This window comes from Haloferax mucosum ATCC BAA-1512, assembly GCF_000337815.1.
Taxonomy (GTDB): Archaea; Halobacteriota; Halobacteria; order Halobacteriales; family Haloferacaceae; genus Haloferax; species Haloferax mucosum.
The window spans coordinates 1-19697 of record NZ_AOLN01000019.1 but is presented as its reverse complement, the minus strand read 5'-3'; the positions used below and the strand labels follow the sequence as shown (position 1 = coordinate 19697).

The window sequence follows — 19697 nt, the reverse complement described above, 5'->3', positions numbered from 1 at the left end:
ACGTTCAAACTAAGGTTGACGCTGAAACTGAAATTGAGGTTGTCGCTCAAACTGAGTGGTGTCGTTCCGGACGGGACCGAGTGCGCCGACCGCGACGTTTTTGCACGCACCGCCGTCACGTGACGTTATGACAGACGACCTCGCGTGGGAGACCACGGACACGCGAATCGACTACTCGTGTCCCGGCTTCGACATCCGCATGGATGACGTGCGACTCCCGGACGGGACCGAGACGGATTTCCACTACGTTGACGAACCGGCGGCGGTCGTCGTTCTCCCGTTTACGCCAGATGGCGACATCGTCGCCATCGACGAGTGGCGACAGGCTGTCGGGCGGACAAATCGCGGGCTTCCCGCCGGCGGCACCGAGGAAGACGACAGTGATTACGCGGCCGCCGCTCACCGCGAACTCACAGAAGAGACCGGATACGAGGCGGATACGATGGACCCGCTCGTGACCGTCGAACCCGCGAACGGCATCGCCAACTCGGTTCACCACTACTTCGTCGCCCGCGGGTGCGAACCCGGTGCCGACCAGCATCTCGATTTCAACGAGAGCATCCGCCCAACGACAGTCGCGTACGACGACCTCCGCCAGTCGGTTCTCGCGGGCGACGTTCGAGACGCGCGGACGGTTCTCGGGGTGCTCTACTACGAACTCGCCGGCGAGTGAGGACACGGGAGGGCACAATCATACGCGGGCGACAATCGGAGTGAACTCGGACGCCGAAGCGACCCTCGAATCGACGGCCGCGGGCGGGAAGGATTTTGACGACGGCACCCGTAGTGTGCGCTCGTGAGTATCACGACACGCGTCCCTGACCCGATTCGTTCTCTTGGTGTCGCTATCGGACTTGGCGGAGCCGGTCTCCTATTCGGAATACTCCTCGTCGATGCGACCGGCCGGGCCGTGACAAGTACCGGGCTCCAGTTATCGCCGCTGTTGTTATTGGTCGTCTCGCTCGTCCTTATGCAGGGTGTCGCGTTCGGCGGTGTGACGCTCGTGTACGCCAAATACCGCGGGTTCGGTCCCGATCACTTCGGCATCTCGATTCCATCTCTTCGGGACCTAGTCGCTATCATCTTCGGCTACGTGACAGCCTTCGGCGCGATTCTCGTCATCGGAAATATCATCCGCGTGCTCGGGATACAGGGCGCACCGAATCAGGTCGCCGAAATTTCGGCGCAGAACCCGGAAGTACTCCTGTTTCTCATCCCCGCGTCGTTCCTCATCATCGGTCCCGGCGAGGAACTACTGTTCCGCGGCGTCGTCCAGAACCGGCTTCGAGAGAGCTTCGGTCCCGTCTCTGGAATCCTCCTTGCGAGCGCGTTCTTCGCGGCGATTCACTTCGCCGCGCTCGCCGGCGGTACGGGCGCTCGACTGGTGACCATCTCGGTGTTGTTCGTGCCGAGTCTCATCTTCGGGATTGCCTACGAACTGACAGACAACCTCGTCGTGCCGAGTCTCATCCACGGCGCGTACAACGCGACGCTGTTTTCGCTTCTATACGTGTTACTGAAGTTCGCCGAACTGAACCCCGACGCGCTTCCGTCCGGGGTGTTGTTCTGAGGGTCGCGGCATCTCTGCGGCCTCGTCGCCGCCGTTGCTGTCACTGCCACTGTTTCCGTCGTCGTCCCCGCCACCGTTTCTGCCGTCGTCGTCACGGTCGCTGTTTCCCCTGTTCCCTGCCGCTATCGTTGCTGTTGCTCCGACGAGCACACTTCGACGACAATAGTACTCATCGTCGGAGGAGTCGTCTGATATCTTCTGTATTTCGTCGTATCGGTGTGCGTCTTCCTAACCGATACCGTTCTGTCAGCCAGAGAGCCGAACCGTCTGGATAGCACGGCTCCGAAACCGTGTCGTCTCTTACAATTCTTCCACTAGACATATCAATCACTGAGAAAGAAAGCGCAACCAATGTCTTCCATCCAGTACGGCGACACCCCACAGACTGCGCTCGGATTCCTCCCCGTTCTCGCTGCTAACGTCCTCCCGCTCGCGGGGGTGGTGTGGTTCGGTTGGGACCCCGAGACGCTCGTCGCCGTCTACGTGCTTGAACTACTGGTAGTGTTGCCGCTCGCGGGGGTAAAGGCTCTGTTCGCTGGCAAGCCCCCCGCATCCGACCGCGAGGCCGGTGTCTTCAACATCCCCGAGAGCGACCTCGCGGACAAACGCGGCAGTGTCACCGTTCACAGCCGTTTACCACCGGTCTATCCCCGAAACGTCCCGTTCACCGTCGCGGTTGTCTGCGGTGGCGCGTGGATCGGCTTCTTGATTCTCGCTCCAGTCTCGGAAGTTGTTTCGGTCCTTGACGTTCTCGGCCACCCGGAGGTTCTGCTCAGCGTCGTCGCGCTGGTCGTCGGGCAGGTCGTCGAGACTGTCCACACCTACTTCGGGAGCGAGCGGTACGCGGAGCGCTCTCCGTACGCCGTCGTCGAGATACCCGCCCGGCAGGGCTTTCTCCTCTCGTGTTTCCTGTTCATCGTCGCAGTTGGGGGACCGACGTCCGTGCTCGTCGCGTTCGTGGTCGTGAAAGTGCTCTTCGAGTGGTCTGGCTTCCGCGCGGAACACGGTGGTGGAGGCCGGCTCACCGGGTGGCTCTCCGGTCCCGACAGCGAAATCACGGCCGACTCGGTCAACGTCCCCGCGGGGCACCCGTCGGCCACCATTGACGTCGCTCAGCGTTCGGTTATAGCGGATGCAGTATGGGGTGTGGTCACCAAAGGGCCGTTCTACGTCATGTTAGCCACGTTCGTCTGGCTCGGTGTCCCCGCGTTTCTCGGCGAGGGTGCGCCCTCACTGAGCCTTTGGCTTGCGAGTGGTCTCGCCAGCCTCGTCCTGTTGAGCCTCCTGCTCGTCGGTGACATCGTGGAGACCGTTCTGACGAACAAGTGGACGACGTACTACCGAATCGGTGACCAGCTCGTCGCTCACGACCGTCTAACCGACGAACCACAGTGGACGGCGCCAGTCGGCGAACTCCGTGACGCCAGCGTAGTCGAAACGCGACTTTCCGACCGGTACTTCGGAACGCGAACAGTAACCGTGACGACTGGCCGGGGCGACGACGAGACCGAGCGCACGCTCGGCCCACTCGATGACCCGAAGACGTTCGTCGAGACGTTCGACCTCCAGCTCCAGTCTACCGACCTCTCACCGCTCAACTGGTGGTTCGCCGGTGCCGCGGTCAGTTCGGTTGTCCTCATCGCTATCGGCAGTATCGTCGTGGCCGCCACGCCGCTCGGCCCGTCCGTTCCGTGGGTGCTCCTCCCGGTGTACCTTCCCTTCCTCGGTGTGGTCCCGATGGGATTCTGGAAACTCGCACATCTGTGACCGCCTCGCGCTCCGAGTTCAGCACGACCTCGACAAGCTATCAGTAACTGCGGATTCCATCGGAGCTAATCGACCGAACCGTCTTCTACGCGCACCTCGGGCGACGCTTCACGAGAACAAAGGATGTTGGTGGGGCGATTCGCCTCAGTTCAGTTGCGTCCCGGCCGCACCGTTCGACATCGACGCTCCGTTCGTGGGGCTTGCCGTGCCCGACTGCTGGCCGATGTCCAGGTCGGTGTTCGGCTGTGAATCGCTGGACTCGAACTGCGAGACGAGCGACTGGAGTTGCTGTGCGCGGTCCGAGAGGGATTCGGATGCGGACGCGATTTCTTGGGTCGCCGCCGTCTGTTCTTCGGCGGCCGCAGAGACGTTTTGCGCCTCCGTGGCGGTCTTGTCGCTGAGATTCGTGATTTCGTCCATCATCGTGACGACCTCTTGGGTCGATTGCGCCTGCTCGTCGGTGGCGCTACTAATCGACTGAATGGAGTCGTTGCTGTCTTCTATCTTCTCGACGATTTCTTCGAGCACATCGACCGTCTCGCCGACCGTCTCACGGCTCGCTTCGACTTCTGCTTGCGTCTCGAAGGTGTCTTCGGCGACGTTCTCGGTCGTCTCTTCGATATCGCCGATGAGCGACTCGACTTCTTGGGTCGCTTCGGCGGTCTCTTCGGCGAGCGTCTTCACTTCGCTCGCAACGACGGCGAAGCCTTCGCCGGCGTCGCCGGCACCCGCGGCCTCGATGGAGGCGTTGAGCGCGAGGATACTGGTCTTCTCGGCGATGTCGTCGATGAGTTCGACGACTTCACCGATCTGCGTGACCGACTGTTGGAGGTCTTCGACTTCGGAGACAGTTTCGGTCGAGCGCGACTCCAACTGTTCCATCTTGTCGATGGTCGAACTGGCCGCTTCTTGGCTCTCTTTGGCGCGCTCGACGGTTCGACGCGACTGGTGTGCGATCTCCTCGGACGAGGACGCAATCTCTTCGATTGTCGCAGAGAGGTTGCTCAGCTCCGACTCCGCGGAGTTGAGGTTCCGGTGTTGCGTCTCGTTGCCCGCGGAAATCTCTTCGATGCTGTCGGCGACGTCGGTGCTCGTGGCCTTCACTGCATTCGCGCTCGACGTGACTTCCGAACTCTCGTCGTCAACCTGCCCCGCGAACGACTGAATCTGAATCATCACCGAGTCGATGGCGTCCATCATCTCGTTGAATCCCGTGCCGATGCGTCGCATCGCGTCGTTCTGGCTCGTTGCATCGACCCGGACGGTGAGGTCGCCAGCGGCGGCCTGTTCCATCGCCTGTCCGTACGACTCGGCCTGTCGTTCGAGGTCGGTGGTGAGCGCGTCGAGTTCTCGGCGCTGGGTGTCGAGTTCCTGCCGTTTTTCCTCTGCGTCTGCGAGTAGGCCTTTCATGTCCTCGACGATTGCGAGCGTCGCGGTTCCGCCGATTGCGAACACGGCGACCGTAGAGGTCATGAGCGGCCCGGTCACGAGATTGAACACCTCCTCGTAGATGCCCGCTTTTTCGAGTGCGAGGCTGAACGTCCACATCACGCCGAGGACCGACCCAAAGGCGAACGTGAGCCAAAACGGTGCTTCAGCGTCGCTGTCTCGGTAGTTGAACCATCCTAATCCTGCCGCTCCGATGAATCCGAGCGTGCCGACCGCGTCGAAGAGTGCCGCGAGTGAAACCATCTTTATTTACTCCGTGTTGATGACTTCCTGCCGGCGGATGTAGGCCGCCGCGAGGAACGTGATACCTGCGAGACCGATGCCGAGGCCGTGTTCGACGAAGTTGAAAAGCGGCTCTAAGAGGAATACTTCGGCGTTCGTCGCCACCATTCCGGCGACGAGCAACACGTAGCCTGCGGTGAACAGCTTCGTCTCGTCTCTGTACTGCGTCACGACCGGTATGAGTCCGACGAGGGACACGACCAGCCCGGTTACTTCGAGTGGAGATAATTCGGCCAGCATTTGACTTCCTAGTTGCGGTAAATCGGTTTTAAATTGGTCGCCCAAATAATCGAGTTTGATAACAACTATATGTGGTTGGTATACATATACAATGCTTATTTTTAAATACAGAATTCAGTCGTACACTCTTTTGTGGCACAACTTCACGTCCGGCACGTCGATTTCGTGGGCGTTTCTGCGGGTCGGTGTCGTCTCTCGGGTATCGGCTTCGTGACGCAACCCCTATCGAACTCGTAGGTTGGGGTTGTGTCGGATTCCTGAGTCTCTCCGCGTGTCGTGAGGGCGGGCGAACGCAACGCTTACCGCCGCGCTCACGGAACGCCACCCTATGCGCGACCACTTCGAAATCCGCGACGGGGACCTCGCCGGTCGAATCGGCCGCTTGACCGTCCCTCGCGCGGGGGTCACCGTCGAGACGCCGGCCCTCCTGCCGGTCGTCAATCCGAACATCGACACGATTCCGCCCGCAAAGCTCGAATCCGAGTTCGGCGCGGAGATTCTCATCACGAACTCCTACATCATCAAGAAGAACGACCACCTCCGCGAGGAGGCACTCGATGTCGGACTCCACGAGATGCTCGATTTCGACGGAGCCATCATGACCGACTCCGGGTCGTTCCAACTCGCGGAGTACGGCGAAATCGACACGACGACCGAGGAAATCCTCCAGTTCCAACGCGACATCGGCACCGACATCGCCACGCCGGTGGATATTCCGACACCGCCGGACGTTGACCGCGAACAGGCCGAAGACGAACTCGAAGTCACGAAGCAGGCCATCGCCGACGCTGAGACCGCCGATACGGGCGACATGCTCGTCAACGCACCTGTACAAGGTTCGACGTACCCCGACCTCCGCGAGGCGGCTGGTCGTCACGCGTCGGCGTCCGACCTCGACGTGTTCCCCGTCGGTGCCGTCGTTCCGATGATGAACGCCTACCGCTACGACGACATGGTTGACGCCGTCGCCGCCGCGAAACGCGGGCTTGGCGTTGACGCGCCGGTTCATCTCTTCGGTGCGGGCCACCCGATGATGCTCGCGCTCGCCGTCGCACTCGGCTGTGACCTGTTCGACTCGGCCGCCTACGCCCTCTATGCCCGTGACGGCCGCTATCTGACGGTTCGCGGGACCGAACATCTCGAAGACCTCGACTATCTCCCGTGTACCTGTCCCATCTGCACCGAGTATTCGCCCGACGACCTGCGGGCGGCGGGGTCGAAACGACAGGAGAAACTGCTCGCCGAGCACAATCTACACGTCACGTTCGCGGAACTCCGTCGCATCAAGCAGGCCATCCGCGACGGCAACCTGCTGGAACTCGTCGAAGAGCGCGCCCGCTCGCACCCCACGATGCTCGACGGCTACCGAGCGCTTCTCGACCACGCGGACCAACTCGAACGCGAAGACCCCGCCTCGAAAGGCGCGTTCTTCTACGCCTCGAACGAGAGCGCCCACCGGCCGGAAGTCCGAAGACACCACGCCCGAATGGACCGTCTGACCGCCGAGGGCCACGTGCTTCTCACCGAGGGCGGTACTCCCTCCGGCGACACGTTCGACGCGACGTGGCGAGTTGTCCCACCGTTCGGTCCCTTCCCGCGAGCGCTCTCGGAGACGTACCCGCTCACCGCCGAAGTGCCGGAACGGCTCGACCGCGACGCCTACGAACAGGCCGCAACCGGCGTTTCTCGGTTGGTCGAGGAGAACCCCGACGCGACGTTCACGCTGGCGCACGACGACTGGCCCAAAACGGCACTCGAACGTGTCCCCGAATCGGTCGAACTGGAGTCGCTGTCAGATGTTTCCGAGCGATTGGCGGATGCTAACCCGTCGGACGAAGACGCCACCACATCTGCTCTCGACGCCGCGACCGACGAATAGCAGTCCCCCCGGTCGAACCTCGCTGACCGCCGCGCAGTCTGTCGGTCGATGGTCTTAGGGTCTCTCGACGTGTCACCGCATACGATGGAGGCTGTCCTCTGGTACGTGCTCACGGGAACTCGTGGGGGTGAAAACCGTGTCCGTATCCTCAAGACGATAGAGGCACAGCCGCGAAACGCCAACCAACTGGCCGAAACCCTCGACCTCGACTACAAGACCGTACGTCACCACCTCGACGTGCTGATGGACAACGACGTGGTTCAACGGAGCGGCGACGATTACGGTGCGGTTTACCTTCCGTCGCAACGGTGCCGGGCGAACTGGGGAACCGTCGAGACGATTCTCGACAGGATGGACTGATTATGGAGAGATTTGGGAAAGCGTATATCAGGAAGTCGGAAAAACAGGTAGACAGATGAGTATCTGGGTGGACGTAGCGAAGGTCTCTTCGGGACTCAACGTCGTCGTGCTTCTCGCACTGTCGGCGGTTTGGGCGCGAAACTACCTGACCTTCCGGTCCAAACACGCCGTGGGTCTCCTCGTGTTCGGGGTGTTCCTCCTCGCGGAGAACGCGCTCGCATTCTACATGTACCTGCTGGACCCGACGTTGTCGGACTGGTTCAGCACCGACGTTCCCGTCATCGCGTGGCGGCTCATGATGCTCCTCCACGTCTTCGAATCGTTCGGGCTGGCCTTCCTCGCCTGGGTGACGTTCGACTGAGCGGCACCGCGGTCCCGTCCTCGAATCGCCCCCTTCTTGGCTCGTCCGTTCTTTCTCCCACTCTTTCTTCGCTTCACTTTCTCTTCCCCGCTCAGCTCCGCTTTTCTGCTTTCTCTTCTGGCTTCAGTCCCGCTGTTTTCGTTCGTGCGTCGGGTGCTCGGAGATGAAGACGCTCGTGTGGTCCGGTACGTCCTCTGTCACCCACGAGTTCGCGCCGATGCTTACGTGGTCGCCGACGGTGACTGCTCCGAGAACCTTGCTTCCCGCGCCGATGACGACGCTGTCGCCGATATCCGGGTGTCGCTTGTAGCCCTTCTTGAGCGTGTGTTCGTCGTCTTCTTGTTCTTCGAAGTGGAGCGCACCGAGAGTTACGTCCTGATAGATTCGCGCCCAGTCGCCGATGGTCGCCGTCTCGCCGATGACGACGCCCGTGCCGTGGTCGATAAAGAAGTAGTCGCCGATGGTCGCCCCGGGATGGATGTCGATGCCGGACTCCATCTTCGCGTACTCGGCCAGTTCGCGGGCGTACTCGGTCGCATCGGCCTCGTAGAATGCGTGGGCGATACGGTGGACGACGACCGCCTGCACGCCGGGGTACGACCGGATAATCTCCATGTAGCTTCGCGCCGCGGGGTCACCTTTGTAGGCCGCCTCGACGTCTTTTTTCAGCGTCTCACGGATATCTGGGAGTTTGTTGACGACGCTCTCGACGACGTCCGCGGGGTCTTCGTCCACGTACGGCGCGATGCCGGAGTGACAAAGCGACGCGAAGTTCGCAACCGCATCTCGAAGCGTCCCCTCGTCTGCGACCCAGTTGCCGGCGTTCCAACAGCGCGGGAACAACAGTCGCTTGAGGAGGTCCACGTCCTCTCGAAGGTGGTTCCGCCGCGAAAACGAAAGCGACGCGTCGGTCGGGAAGGGAGGTTCGTCATCGCGGTACGACGCCGTTAGCCCGATATGGGCGTCGCCCAAGTACGTGTAGGACATTCGATAGCGATACTTGGTGGGCGGACGGTATTTAACCTCGTCTCATCTCGGCTTCTCGCGGTCGCGTCGCATCTCGTTCGTCCGAGTTAACGGCGGGTCGGTCCGTTAGTCGCGTGCGCCGCAAGCTCTTGGCGACGCCGGTGGCGCTCGTCTAACGCCTGGTCACGGAGCGAGCGTTCGGACTCGGTTGGGCATCGAAGTTCCGGAACGCGGGTGGCGGACTCGTCTTCGTCGAGTGCGACGAACGTGAAAAACGAACTCGCCGTCTCTCGCGTCTCGTTCGACGACGGCCGCGCCGCCTCGACATCGACTTTCAGTTCCATGCTCGTCCGACCGGTGTCGAAGACGTAGCCGGTGACAGTGACGATGTCGCCGAGTTCGATTGGTGCGAGGAAATCGACGTGGTCCATCGACGCCGTGACGACCTGCCGCCGGGAGAATCGTCGGGCCGAGATAGCTCCGCAGATGTCCATCCAGTGGAGAACCGACCCGCCCAGTGCGCGGCCGAGATTGTTCGTATCGTTCGGCATCAGTATCTCACTCATCTCCGTGTGCGAGTCGCTGAGTGTCGCCGCCCGTTCCGTCGAATGCTGAGGTGACACGAGTCTCACTCGTCCTCACTGGCACATAATACTATTCAAATTGCACTATTGAAAGTTAGCTTGTTTTATCCATGAAGACGTTTGGTCCCAGGCGGATACTTACTCGTCCGGCGGACAGTCGCGGGGTCGTAGGCCGATATACTGTGCGGGTCGGTATCAGGGAGAGATTTGGGTGAGAGTTCGGAAAATCTTCTTTTAAATATCGCTCTTCTATCGAGATAGGCGACGCCCACCGGCTTGTCGGCGACCCTCGCCCACACCCGCCCCGGCCGGTCGGCGTCGCTGACCCACCGGTCCCGCTGACCGTACCCACCCCGGCCACCCTATTTTTGTACGCCGCGCGGGCGATACAGCCACCCTCGCGCGGCACTGCCCCGTTTGGGGTTATTTCGTCGGTTCCATCCGACTCGCGTAGTCCCACGTATGCAACTTCGTGGGCCGAATTCGAATCACCACTTCGTCGCGTTCGGGCGAGAGCAATCGTTTCGTCAGCGGTGTCTCGTCGTCGCCGAGATAACGACCGATGAGTCGCCGAAGCACCGCTTTTTCGTCGTCGGGTTCAACGGTCGCGGTCCCCCGTCCGCGGACGCCGCGGTACGGCGGGTCGTTCGTCGAAACCTCGAAAGCGATGTCGTCGTGCGCGCGAAGGAACCGAACGATGTCGGCGTCGGCCGAGGTGGCACACCGAAGTTCGGACTGTTCGGCGTCCCACTCGTACCACAACGAGAGCATCCAGAGGTCGTCGCTCGGTGTTCGACAGGAGAGACGAATCGGAATCGTGGTCCGCGTGAGAAAGTCGGTGACGCGCTGTGGCGACCACGGGCCGGACGGTTCGGGAACGTTCATAGTGGGTGTTCGCGGGCCAGCGGCTAAGGGACGGTGGCTGTCATCCTGTTAGGCAGTTCACACGAGTCTGGGCTAGCGGAGGCCAATGAACCCCTCTTTTGTCCGCGGGACAACTGTCCCGTTGGATAGTATCGGACCGGATTTGGGCACGGAAGGAAGGGGTATTCGTTTGTCTATCTCCCCGGATTCAGCGTCGATGATGGTGAGTCTGGGGTAATAGTCGTCCTCGTCCGAGTAGTCGCCGACGTAGAGTTTTCCATCACACAGTGTCGCCGACGTCTGTCCAGTTACAGCAGGCTGGAGGTCACGGAATCCGAGTGTCCAGTCGATAGTCCCGTCGTCAGCGTGAAGGGGGGTGAGTGCTCCTCCGAACTGCGTCAGGTACACGTGAGTTTCATCGACGGCGGCGGTTCGGACGTTCCTGCTATGCCCTGTTCGGTGACCCATCGTGGGTCGCGCTTTTCTTCGAGGTCGTAGATGGCCACCCGACCGTTGACCGATGTGTAAAGTAGTTCGTCGTAGATGACCGGGTCGGTAGACATCCTCCGAGTAGCGAGAGGGCACGTCGTCGGGAGAGTGAGGAGTGCGTACGCATCACCAAGATGTCGGATTGTCAATGTGAATAGGCGTGTGGTTCGCGCCCGCGGAAGGGAAGATAATTGGCTGTGGGGGGCCGACGACCCCGTATGACCGATTACTTCGAGGTTCACGCCCGCGACGGTGCCGCCCGAATCGGGGAGTTACGTCTCTCCGATTCGTTGACGACGCCGGCGGTCGCAGACGACGTCCTCGCCGACGCCGGCAGTCTCTGGGCGGCCGAGCGCGAGATGCCCGACGGAGACGACGACACGCTGACCGTCCTTCCGAATCGCTCGCTTCCCGCCGGGAGCGCCGACGAGATTCGTGAATCGTTCTCCGTCGAGTATCCCGACGTTGACTTCCCGTCTGCGGCAGTCGTCACCGCCGACACAGCCGGTGACTACGGCGCTGACGCGTACATCCTCTCGGACGCGCAGGGCTTTGTCGGTCACGCGCGCGCCTTCCGAGACAACATCGTCGAAGCGAAATCGAACCTCCCGGCGGACACGGCGCTCATGCTCTCGGGCGTCGCCACGCCGCGAAACGTCTCGCTTCTCGCCTACGCCGGCGTTGACCTCGTTGACGAGACGCGCGCCCGGGCACGCGGTCTCGAAGGATTCTACCTCAGCACCGACGGCGAGTACTTCCTCGAAGACCTCGACGAACTCCCCTGTGCCTGCGCCGCCTGTCGAAAGCCCGCCTCGGAGTTTACCCGTGCCGATGCCGCCGAACACAACGCGAATGCGCTTCGGGCAGAGCTCGCCCGCGTCCGGCGTCGCATCCGCGACGGTCGCCTCCGCGATTACATCGAAGGACAGGCCCGAAACGACCAGTGGTTGACCGCCGCGTTCCGCCGATTCGACCAACAGTTCTCCTTCATGGAAGAGCGGACTCCGGTCATCCGCAACGCGGAACTCACGGCCGCATCCGAGGAGTCCATCGACCGCGTGGAGATTCAGCGATTCGCCGACCGTGTGACGACGCGATACAAAAACCGCTTCGACAACCCGCTTGTTCTCCTCCCGTGTTCGGCAAAGAAACCCTACAGCGAGTCACAGAGCCACCGACAGTTCCAGGAGGCCGTCCAGTACCGCGCGCATATGGTGTCTATGACCTCGCCTATCGGTGTCGTTCCGCAGGAACTCGAACTTACCTACCCCGCACAGCACTACGATTCGGTCGTCACGGGCGACTGGTCCGAAGACGAAAAATCGTTCGTCACCGAGGTTCTTCGGCGCTATCTCGAACGCAACGACTACCCGCGAATCATCGCGCACGTCCCGCCGGGCGCGTACACCGAAATCGTCGAGCGCGTCGAAGCCGACCTCGGCCTCGATGTCGAGTACACCGTCTCCGAGCACCCGACGACGACCGAGTCGATCGGGAACCTCATGCGAACTCTCGACGGTGAACCCAAGTTCACGCGCGAAGCGCGCGAGCACAACGTCGTAAAGGCAATCGCCGACTACCAACTCGGACCGGAGGCCGGCGACGCGCTCTTTTCGGGCGTCGAACTGGACATGACGAGTCGGTTCCCCAAACTGCAGGTCTGGAACGGTGAGGGCGAGCAGTTAGCGACGATGGTGCCGCAGTACGGTGTCATCTCCTTTACGCTCGAAGGTGCGAAGGTCTGGCGCGATAGCGATGCGCCGACGAAGACAGTCGAAATCGACGGCTTCGTCCCGCACGGTTCGGTTCTCGCACCCGGCATCGTTGACGCCGACGCGGAGATTCGCCCGGGCGACGAGGTTATCGTCGAAGGTCCGAAGGCGTTCGCCATCGGACGCGCCGAAATGAGCGGCGCGGAGATGGTCGATTCGACGCGCGGTATCGGCGTCGAGATTCGACACGTCGAAGAGCGGTAGTGCCACCCGCGGCACCCCGTGACGGTGCAGTGGGTGACGCCAGTCGAACGCCACAACACGGCGATATCCCGACGACAATCTCTGAAATTTGATATATCTACAATGGTGGTTTAACCGCTAATACCGGCTTTAATCATCCATATAATCGTTTTATAGCCATTCACTGGTGTTGGAATTATCAAATCTCTATAGTTTTAAATACTATCCAGCCACAACGTGGTCTATGATGGACAACCGACACGAGGGGAAGGTAGCAGTCCTCGGGGAACTTCCCGACGACGACTCGATAGAGTGGACGATTACGCGAGCGCTCTTGTCTGCGAGCGACTCGACGTCCCGCGCGCTCGAATCGCACCTGATGCAGACGCAGTACCACGACTACGACTGCGACGAACGCTCGACAGAACAGACTCGCGCGCACATCGACGACGCCATCGACCGACACGAGCAGATACTCGAAGACCTCCGCTTCGCCCGCGACGCCCTCGAATACAGATAACGTCCCCATCACCGTTACCCGGTCTCCGTCCGCGCACGTACTGACCGGGACTCTATTTTTCTCCGTTCGTGGTGTGGACTGTGACTAACACATGCGAAAATAGAATCACACTTCGGCATAAACGCCACACGTTCGACCGCAACCTACCAGACGAGTGGGCAGTTTGGGTAGCCCACTCATAAGATGTTTATTTAACATGCGATGAAAACAACGGTATATGAAGTTGGCCGTCCCAACTGACTTCGATATACTGGAGGCTCTCTCCGATGGGAGGCGGAACACTGCTGTAAACCTCTCGTATATCCTCGACAAGAACCGCTCGTACATCAACACACGTCTGCCGATACTGGCAGATTATGGATTACTGGCGCGAGTCGGGCCCGCGCCGAACTCCGGTCTGTACGAAATAACCGAAAAGGGGCTGGTCGTCCTCGACAACCGCGACCAGTACCGCACCGAGGGCGTCGATTTCGACGCACTCGTCGAATCTACGCTCGAAGAACGGACCGACGACGCCGCGTCCGAGTAACGAAGTTCCACGCGCCACACCCGGAGGTCCGGGACGGCCTTCGGAGGCACCCCTGGCGCGGTTTTTTAGACGACGATTTGAATAGTCGTCACTCCGGACAGTTTCCACTATCAAACGTAGGTATGTGAATCTGGCTACTCGCCACCACAGTGTACAGCCCGAAATGCCCGAGAGAACCGCGTTTTAGTTTCCAGACGTAGTTATCAATTCATATTTTCTCTCGGTATATTCCAGATACTTTCTCTCGTACCCCACTCTTTTGTTCACCCATTCCTCTTGACCCGTCGTGTCAGTCGGTCGAATACGCTTCTGCAACCCTCGCTCACGGAGAATTGTAGTGTGTATGTGTGTCTGTGCATGTGTTTGAGCATGTCTATGTGTGCGGAAAATAAACAATTCTAACTGCTAACGGCGTGTTGTAGCCGTTGCACCGACTCTGAAGTATAAACTATAAATTCGAAATAGTTCGTTGACGTATCTTCGATTACTATCTCTGACAACAGATAATCCGAATCGATACTGGGCGTTAGCTGATAAAACTCGCTTGCAACCTCGATTCACCGGCACCGGGGGTGACGCTAACAGAACCACTCTAGAGACCGAAACCGGCCACTCGTCCCTGTCAGTATTGTTTATTTATGAATTATCGTGGTTCCGAGTCGGTCCCGACAGTCCACTCGAAGTGCGTCCTGCTGGACTAACGGGCCGCGAACGACTCTCCGGCAACGGTGCCGCCGGGTGGCTCTGTGTCGACGTATTCGTCGAGCGGAGGATGCTCAGCGAAACCCGTCTCCACTGTCGGCCGAGAATGATGTTGAAATTTAATATAGTGCCGTGTTGATATACCTCTCATGCCCGCCTTCGATTGGTATCTACCGAACGGTGGGACAAGGCGCTACTCAGCCGGTGATTAAGAGAACCCGGCACCGCGACCGCTCGCAGGTTCTCGATAGTGGCTAGTTTATTATTTTCACTAGTTTGTGAGTTTATAGGCGACAAGTTCTCTATCCACGAGATAAACTATTTGATTGTTCAAAAAGTTCCCTCAATTCCACTATATTTTTATCTACTCTGCATCTCACTAGCGACCATGGACGACCACGACGAGCGAGAGCCTCCAACAGCGACCCCTGACTCCGAGACGCGACCCTCCTCGTCTCGCTCGGGTCCGGAATTACCACAGACGCGCTGGGTTGGACCGACCGCAGGTCCTGCGGGTCGATTGCGCCAGCCCGACAGCTCGAAATCGGCGGTGAACGCGACGCCGGACGAAATCACGCTTCGAACGTCGGAAGCCGAGGCGCTCGACCAACTCACCGCACAGTCGAACGCCTTGTTCATCGGGCCGGACGCGTCGGCCCTGTCGTGCGGCCGGTCCATGCGACAGTCGATTACGCAGTCGTCGGCCCCGAGCCAACTGCTCGTCTGTATCGAGACGCTATTCGAGTCGCAACTGGACCTGCTCCAGGCACACCCGCCCGAAGCGACCGACCGGCGTGTCATCGTTACTGCACCGCCGCACGACCGACGTCACGACATCGAGATGGCCGCCAGAGACGTTGACGTTCACGGCGTTTCGAAACCCACCGACCTTCGGCGTCTCGGTTCGGTGATGGAGTCGCTTCTGACCAACCGGAACGACACCTCGTGGAACGTGTCCGTCCACTCTCTTTCTCGCCTCCTCGACGTTGTCGATGACGACCTGCGCGTCTTCCGCTTCGTCCACGGCCTAACCGGGCAGGTTCGCGCCGCGGACGCACACGCACAGTTCTATCTCGACCCGTCGTCCCACGACGAACGAACAGTCCGAACGCTCGCGTCGCTGTTCGATGCGGTGTTCACGTTCGACGCGGACGGCTCACTCTCGCTCACGTAGTCCGCGAATAAAGGGGGGATGACCGAACCTAATGGGAAGGGGGGAAGGGGGGATGAGTTCGGTCTACGGATGCGTCCGAGGGGTTACACTGTGCGGTACTGCATCCACTAGCATACACTCACAGACGTCATCTTAATATTTCTGGTTTTGAGATTGACACGTGGGGTGCTTCCGCGAGTAGTAAAACGGTGTTATTGGTGTTATACTATCTGCAAACTATATGCTATTCGGTAACGCATTTGATGTATACGTCGTCACCGAACGGAGCACGGCACAGACTCGGCTCTTCGCCAAGCGAAGGCGCATCTCAAGCAGGCCGAAGAAATCCTTTGGCAGTACGCGCACCGCCGCACTCCGACGCGTCACCCGAGGAGTTCGACCAGTTGTTCGATAGTCTATGGGTCGTGCCGTCCAAACTGGAGACCGCCGCTCCCGTAACTGACACTGAATCGTTGCCAGCAGACGACCCAACGGCTCAGGAGTAGGTATTCTACGAGGCGGTTCACTCGGCTTGCTCGTCGAGCCAGTCAATTGCGTCGCCGACGACGTACGAAAGCGCTTCGCCCGCCGGCACGTCGCTCGGGAGTCCGATACTCCACGTGACCTGCGATTGTATCGCTTGAATGTTGATTCGCGTGTTCTGAACCTGTGTCGCCAACACCACCGGTACCGACGCGTCGAACCGACGGACGGTTTTCACCGCATCGACGCCGTCGAACATCGGCGGCGCGTGCAGACAGAGCACCAAGTGAACCGGCTGTGCGGTCAGCTGTTCGGACAGTTCTCGGGGTGAACTCACGTACTGTACCTCCACAGCGCAGTCTGACGGTCGCTGAGCGGGTGGCGGGCCGTACGTGAGAATACGCGGTGTCACCGCTGTGGTAATCTCGGACACGCATCTATAGGTTCTCAAGCAGGCTATATGATACTTTCTCAGGTTTCACCGCTTTCCGAGATTCGAAGACGAACCGAACGGTCCCTCTCCTCACTCCCGCCCCGGTCGTCGCGGGACGCGAAGCTCGACGGTGGGGTGCGGTTGGTCCGAGTGCTGAACCGCGTTGTCGAGAATTCGCCAAGTACGAGTTCGAACGCCTCGTGGACCTCTCCCCACGTCTCGTCGGGACGGCCGAACCGAATCATCGCCCCGGAATTCGCCGTCTCCGCGAGCGAAAACACCGTGACGCGCTCAAAAGAGCGTGTCGAGTCGTTCGTCTACGACCTGTTCTGTGGCCTTGTGTGTCGATTCGCTGTTTCGCTGTGCGTCGACGGCGGTCGATTGAATCTCTTTGATACGGTCGCTTCTCGCCACGTCTCCGAGGAGGACCAACACGCCGATGTGGTTCGACTCCGGCACCGGGTAGTCGCCTCCGCGGACTTCCATACTCTGTGTCTGTTCTTCGACCCACGTCCGACTCCGCTCGATGGCCTTCCGATTTAGCCACTCGGAGGGACCGCTCACGATGACGAGTCCGCGTGCCGCCGAATCGACGTCGCACGGGAGCGTGAGCCGTCCGAGTACGGCCTTTCTGGTCTGTGTCGTAATGCGGTTGATGGAGTCGAGTTCGTCAACCGACGACGACTGCTTGCCGAGCAGGCCTTTGATGCTGAAACCGCCGCTGTCGTCGCCGTCGTCCGGTAGTTCGCTCGCCGCGTAGCCGATTGTCGAGATGCCGCCGCCGCGGAGCGTGTTGATGATTTCGGACGAATCGACGACGCTTTCGGCGACGGTTCCGGAGTCGCTCACCTCGCCGGACGCAAGGAGGATGCCGAGCCGTCGGACGAGCGTCTCGTTCATCGAGTCGTGCGCCTGTGCGACGTCCTCGCCGCTGTCGGCCCACGCGCCGTTGTCGAAGGCGAAGACGTGGTCTGTCACGTCGACGAACGTCTTGAGTGAGCGCGCGGCGTTCCGCGAGTAGAGACCGCCCTCGTCGGCGGCAGGGAGGATGCCGACGCCGTAGACGGGCTGGTCGTAGATGCGCTTGAGGTGCTTTGCGAGAACCGGTGCCGCGCCGCTTCCGGTACCGCCGCCGAGACCGGCGAATATCATGAACGCGTCGGCCTGCGAGGTCGGCGTGCCGTCGGTCCCGCGCAGTAGTTGCCTGCTGTCGCGCTCTGCGAGTTCCGCGGCGAGTTCGTTGTCCGCACCGACGCCGTGGCCGCTTACCTCGTCGGCACCGAAGAGAATGCGGTTCGACTCGGGGACGTGCTGTAGCCCGCGGAGGTCCGCAGACGCCGTGTTGTAAGCGACTGCGTCGATGAGGAAGTCGCCGTCTGTTCGTTGTTCGTACTGGATGAGGGCGTCGAGGACGTTCCCGCCCGCTTGTCCCACGCCAAAGCAGAGGACCTTCATCGTCTACATCTACGAACCCACGACGTGGTGAATCTTCTGTTAGAAATCAGTTATCTGCGAGCCGACAGTTCTCCCGACTACGGCGTGCTCCGACGCGACTGAGGTAGTACTATACGACACGAGTGAGTAGCCTGCCTCGAATCCCGTATGCTCTGTCCGCGTTGCTCACAGCAGTTGACTACTCTCGCGTTCGACGGCCGTGCGGCACTGTACTGCGAGCGTTGCGGTTTCGCCGACATCGAGGCATCGCACGAACGCGACGCTCCGGCGAGCGAGTCGTGGGACGACGCGATACTGCGCTTTCGAAAACGGGCCGCCGGTACGCGATGTGACGGCGGCGATGGCGACGATGGCGGCTAAACGATTCGCTTCCGCGTTCGGCGCTTCCGAACGGTCACCGCCGCGTCGCTATCGGTTCCGCGTACCGACGACCCGTTCGATATCGTCGCTTAGTTCGATTCAGCCGACGCTTCGGTTCCCTTCTTCGACTTCTTGGATTTCTTGGATTTCTTCGACTTGGACTTGGAGTTCGACTTCGAGTTAGACTTGGACTTGGAACTCGAACTCTTGTGTGACCCGCCGTCGGATTCCTCTTCGGAACGCGCCGCGACGAGCGACCCGCGAGCGACGCTGTAAAGCGGACGCTCGATGCTCCGGACTTCGTTCACGGAGAACGGAATCGTCGAGTCTTCGAGGTGGTGTTCGAACAGTTCCTCGAAGCCGTCGGGGCTGGAGGTGCCGCCGGTGACGACGACGGGCACGTCCAGTCCTTCCTCGATGTCTTCTTCATCGACTTCACGCTCGATGTTCTCGATGACGTAATCGAGGAGGTTCTCGTAGTAGATAGACAGCGCGCCCTCGACGCCGCCGACGTCGGTTCGGAAGTCGAGTTCGAAGCCGTCTTCTTTGATCGAGGTCACCTTATCGACGGCCGTGCCGGTCGCCTGTGCGGTCTGGTTGTCGATCCAGTCGCCGCCGCGGGCGATGGAGAACTGCATCACGGGGACCGCGTAGTACGACAGACAGATGTTCGTCATGCCCGCGCCGAACGAGATGCCGAGACCGGTGAAGTTGTTGTCTGCGAGTTCGCTGTAGATGACCGCCATTCCCTCGTTGATGGGTTCGGGGTCGTAGCCCATGTCGCCGAGCATCGATTCGAGCGTCTTGTCGTGATAGAGCGTCGAAAGCTCGGAGTCGATGGGGTCAGCGGGACTCGAATAAAACAGGCGTTCGTTCGGACGGGAGGGCGCACCAACGACCTGTTCGATGATGAGCTTGATCATCGGAATCGCGGAGGACTCCTCGCTGGAGAGGATGCCGTGTTGCATCGGCCGCCGCGTCTCCTTGCCGAAGATGTTCGCAAAGTTGAGCGCGTCGTCGCCGACGACGTACACCTTGTCGTCCTTGCGGATGTGCAGAACGTCGCTCCGTGAGAGCATCTGTTCTGCCATGTCGCTGTAGTCGATTTCGACGAACGAATTCCGTTGTTGCACAAAAACCGTCTCGTTTCCATCCTGACCCGCGGACAGGATATTCATCGTACCTACGTCTAGGCCTTTTGCCATACGTGGTGACTCGCATGGCTCTCGCATAAATCTGTATACAGAGATTACATTCACTTTCGTTATGTATTATTGAGTGATAGCTTGGGTCTGC

21 protein-coding genes are annotated in these 19697 nt (G+C 60.3%); 11 read left to right on the top strand and 10 right to left on the bottom strand.

The genetic code is table 11. The annotated features are described in order from the left end of the window. The first annotated feature begins 127 nt into the window (after positions 1-127). From C440_RS16760 to C440_RS16750, 3 genes are all read left to right on the top strand, one after another. Positions 128-673, top strand: coding sequence for an NUDIX hydrolase (locus C440_RS16760; protein ID WP_049915976.1), 546 nt, complete (start codon positions 128-130; stop codon positions 671-673). Between the two features lie 123 nt (positions 674-796). Beyond that, entirely contained in the window at positions 797-1570 is a 774-nt protein-coding gene (locus tag C440_RS16755) for a CPBP family intramembrane glutamic endopeptidase (protein ID WP_008321869.1), read from the top strand. Positions 1571-1921: 351 nt separating this feature from the next. Further along, on the top strand, positions 1922-3337 hold the full coding sequence (locus C440_RS16750) for a DUF6498-containing protein (RefSeq protein WP_008321868.1): 1416 nt from the start codon (positions 1922-1924) through the stop codon (positions 3335-3337). A gap of 144 nt (positions 3338-3481) precedes the next feature. Here C440_RS16750 and C440_RS16745 read toward each other — a convergent pair whose 3' ends face one another. Together C440_RS16745 and C440_RS16740 are read right to left on the bottom strand one after the other, a co-directional pair. Then, positions 3482-5029 (bottom strand): methyl-accepting chemotaxis protein, encoded by a 1548-nt coding sequence (locus tag C440_RS16745; RefSeq protein WP_008321867.1) that lies wholly within the window; start codon positions 5027-5029, stop codon positions 3482-3484. A gap of 6 nt (positions 5030-5035) precedes the next feature. Continuing rightward, complete coding sequence (locus C440_RS16740) at positions 5036-5308, bottom strand: hypothetical protein (protein WP_008321866.1); 273 nt, start codon at positions 5306-5308, stop codon at positions 5036-5038. Between the two features lie 328 nt (positions 5309-5636). On the opposite strand from C440_RS16740, the gene tgtA reads away from it, so the two are divergent. From tgtA to C440_RS16725, 3 genes are all read left to right on the top strand, one after another. After that, positions 5637-7187 (top strand): tRNA guanosine(15) transglycosylase TgtA, encoded by a 1551-nt coding sequence (gene tgtA, locus C440_RS16735; RefSeq protein ID WP_008321865.1) that lies wholly within the window; start codon positions 5637-5639, stop codon positions 7185-7187. An 84-nt stretch (positions 7188-7271) separates the two neighbouring features. Next, the gene (locus C440_RS16730; protein ID WP_008321864.1) at positions 7272-7547 is read left to right on the top strand and encodes an ArsR/SmtB family transcription factor; all 276 of its coding nucleotides are present in this window, start codon (positions 7272-7274) and stop codon (positions 7545-7547) included. Positions 7548-7602: 55 nt separating this feature from the next. Further along, positions 7603-7908, top strand: a complete 306-nt coding sequence (locus C440_RS16725; RefSeq protein WP_008321863.1) for a hypothetical protein — start codon at positions 7603-7605, stop codon at positions 7906-7908. 123 nt (positions 7909-8031) lie between these two features. Here C440_RS16725 and epsC read toward each other — a convergent pair whose 3' ends face one another. From epsC to C440_RS18105, 5 genes are all read right to left on the bottom strand, one after another. After that, positions 8032-8895 carry a serine O-acetyltransferase EpsC gene (epsC, locus tag C440_RS16720; protein ID WP_008321862.1) on the bottom strand — a complete coding sequence of 288 codons (864 nt, stop codon included), beginning with the start codon at positions 8893-8895 and terminating at the stop codon, positions 8032-8034. An 86-nt stretch (positions 8896-8981) separates the two neighbouring features. Beyond that, positions 8982-9440 carry an acyl-CoA thioesterase gene (locus C440_RS16715; RefSeq protein ID WP_049915979.1) on the bottom strand — a complete coding sequence of 153 codons (459 nt, stop codon included), beginning with the start codon at positions 9438-9440 and terminating at the stop codon, positions 8982-8984. 441 nt (positions 9441-9881) lie between these two features. Continuing rightward, positions 9882-10343 (bottom strand): pyridoxamine 5'-phosphate oxidase family protein, encoded by a 462-nt coding sequence (locus C440_RS16710; RefSeq protein WP_008321860.1) that lies wholly within the window; start codon positions 10341-10343, stop codon positions 9882-9884. Between the two features lie 72 nt (positions 10344-10415). Next, positions 10416-10730: a PQQ-binding-like beta-propeller repeat protein gene (locus tag C440_RS16705; RefSeq protein ID WP_008321859.1), complete on the bottom strand. Its 315-nt coding sequence runs from the start codon at positions 10728-10730 to the stop codon at positions 10416-10418. Beyond that, positions 10721-10885 carry a hypothetical protein gene (locus C440_RS18105; protein WP_008321858.1) on the bottom strand — a complete coding sequence of 55 codons (165 nt, stop codon included), beginning with the start codon at positions 10883-10885 and terminating at the stop codon, positions 10721-10723. The genes C440_RS16705 and C440_RS18105 overlap by 10 nt, the downstream gene beginning before the upstream one ends. A 144-nt stretch (positions 10886-11029) precedes the next feature. On the opposite strand from C440_RS18105, the gene arcS reads away from it, so the two are divergent. The 4 genes from arcS (at position 11030) to C440_RS16685 (ending at position 15691) form a co-directional block, all read left to right on the top strand. Next, positions 11030-12787 carry an archaeosine synthase subunit alpha gene (arcS, locus tag C440_RS16700; protein WP_008321857.1) on the top strand — a complete coding sequence of 586 codons (1758 nt, stop codon included), beginning with the start codon at positions 11030-11032 and terminating at the stop codon, positions 12785-12787. Positions 12788-13010: 223 nt separating this feature from the next. After that, complete coding sequence (locus tag C440_RS16695; RefSeq protein ID WP_049915975.1) at positions 13011-13286, top strand: hypothetical protein; 276 nt, start codon at positions 13011-13013, stop codon at positions 13284-13286. 217 nt (positions 13287-13503) lie between these two features. After that, positions 13504-13815: a helix-turn-helix domain-containing protein gene (locus C440_RS16690; protein ID WP_008321855.1), complete on the top strand. Its 312-nt coding sequence runs from the start codon at positions 13504-13506 to the stop codon at positions 13813-13815. A gap of 1090 nt (positions 13816-14905) precedes the next feature. Then, positions 14906-15691: a DUF7504 family protein gene (locus C440_RS16685; protein ID WP_049915974.1), complete on the top strand. Its 786-nt coding sequence runs from the start codon at positions 14906-14908 to the stop codon at positions 15689-15691. Between the two features lie 502 nt (positions 15692-16193). Here the strand turns inward: C440_RS16685 and C440_RS16680 are convergent. Then, entirely contained in the window at positions 16194-16490 is a 297-nt protein-coding gene (locus C440_RS16680; RefSeq protein WP_241432054.1) for a histidine kinase, read from the bottom strand. Positions 16491-16877: 387 nt separating this feature from the next. After that, a complete protein-coding gene (locus tag C440_RS16670) occupies positions 16878-18041 on the bottom strand; it encodes a tubulin/FtsZ family protein (protein WP_008321851.1) in 1164 nt (387 codons plus the stop codon). 174 nt (positions 18042-18215) lie between these two features. Here C440_RS16670 and C440_RS16665 point away from each other — a divergent pair, with 174 nt between their 5' ends. Next, a complete protein-coding gene (locus C440_RS16665) occupies positions 18216-18401 on the top strand; it encodes a hypothetical protein (protein ID WP_241432053.1) in 186 nt (61 codons plus the stop codon). Between the two features lie 89 nt (positions 18402-18490). On the opposite strand, the gene C440_RS16660 is transcribed toward C440_RS16665, so the two are convergent. Continuing rightward, positions 18491-19606 (bottom strand): disk-shape morphogenesis protein volactin, encoded by a 1116-nt coding sequence (locus C440_RS16660; protein WP_152417890.1) that lies wholly within the window; start codon positions 19604-19606, stop codon positions 18491-18493. Positions 19607-19697: the final 91 nt, after the last annotated feature.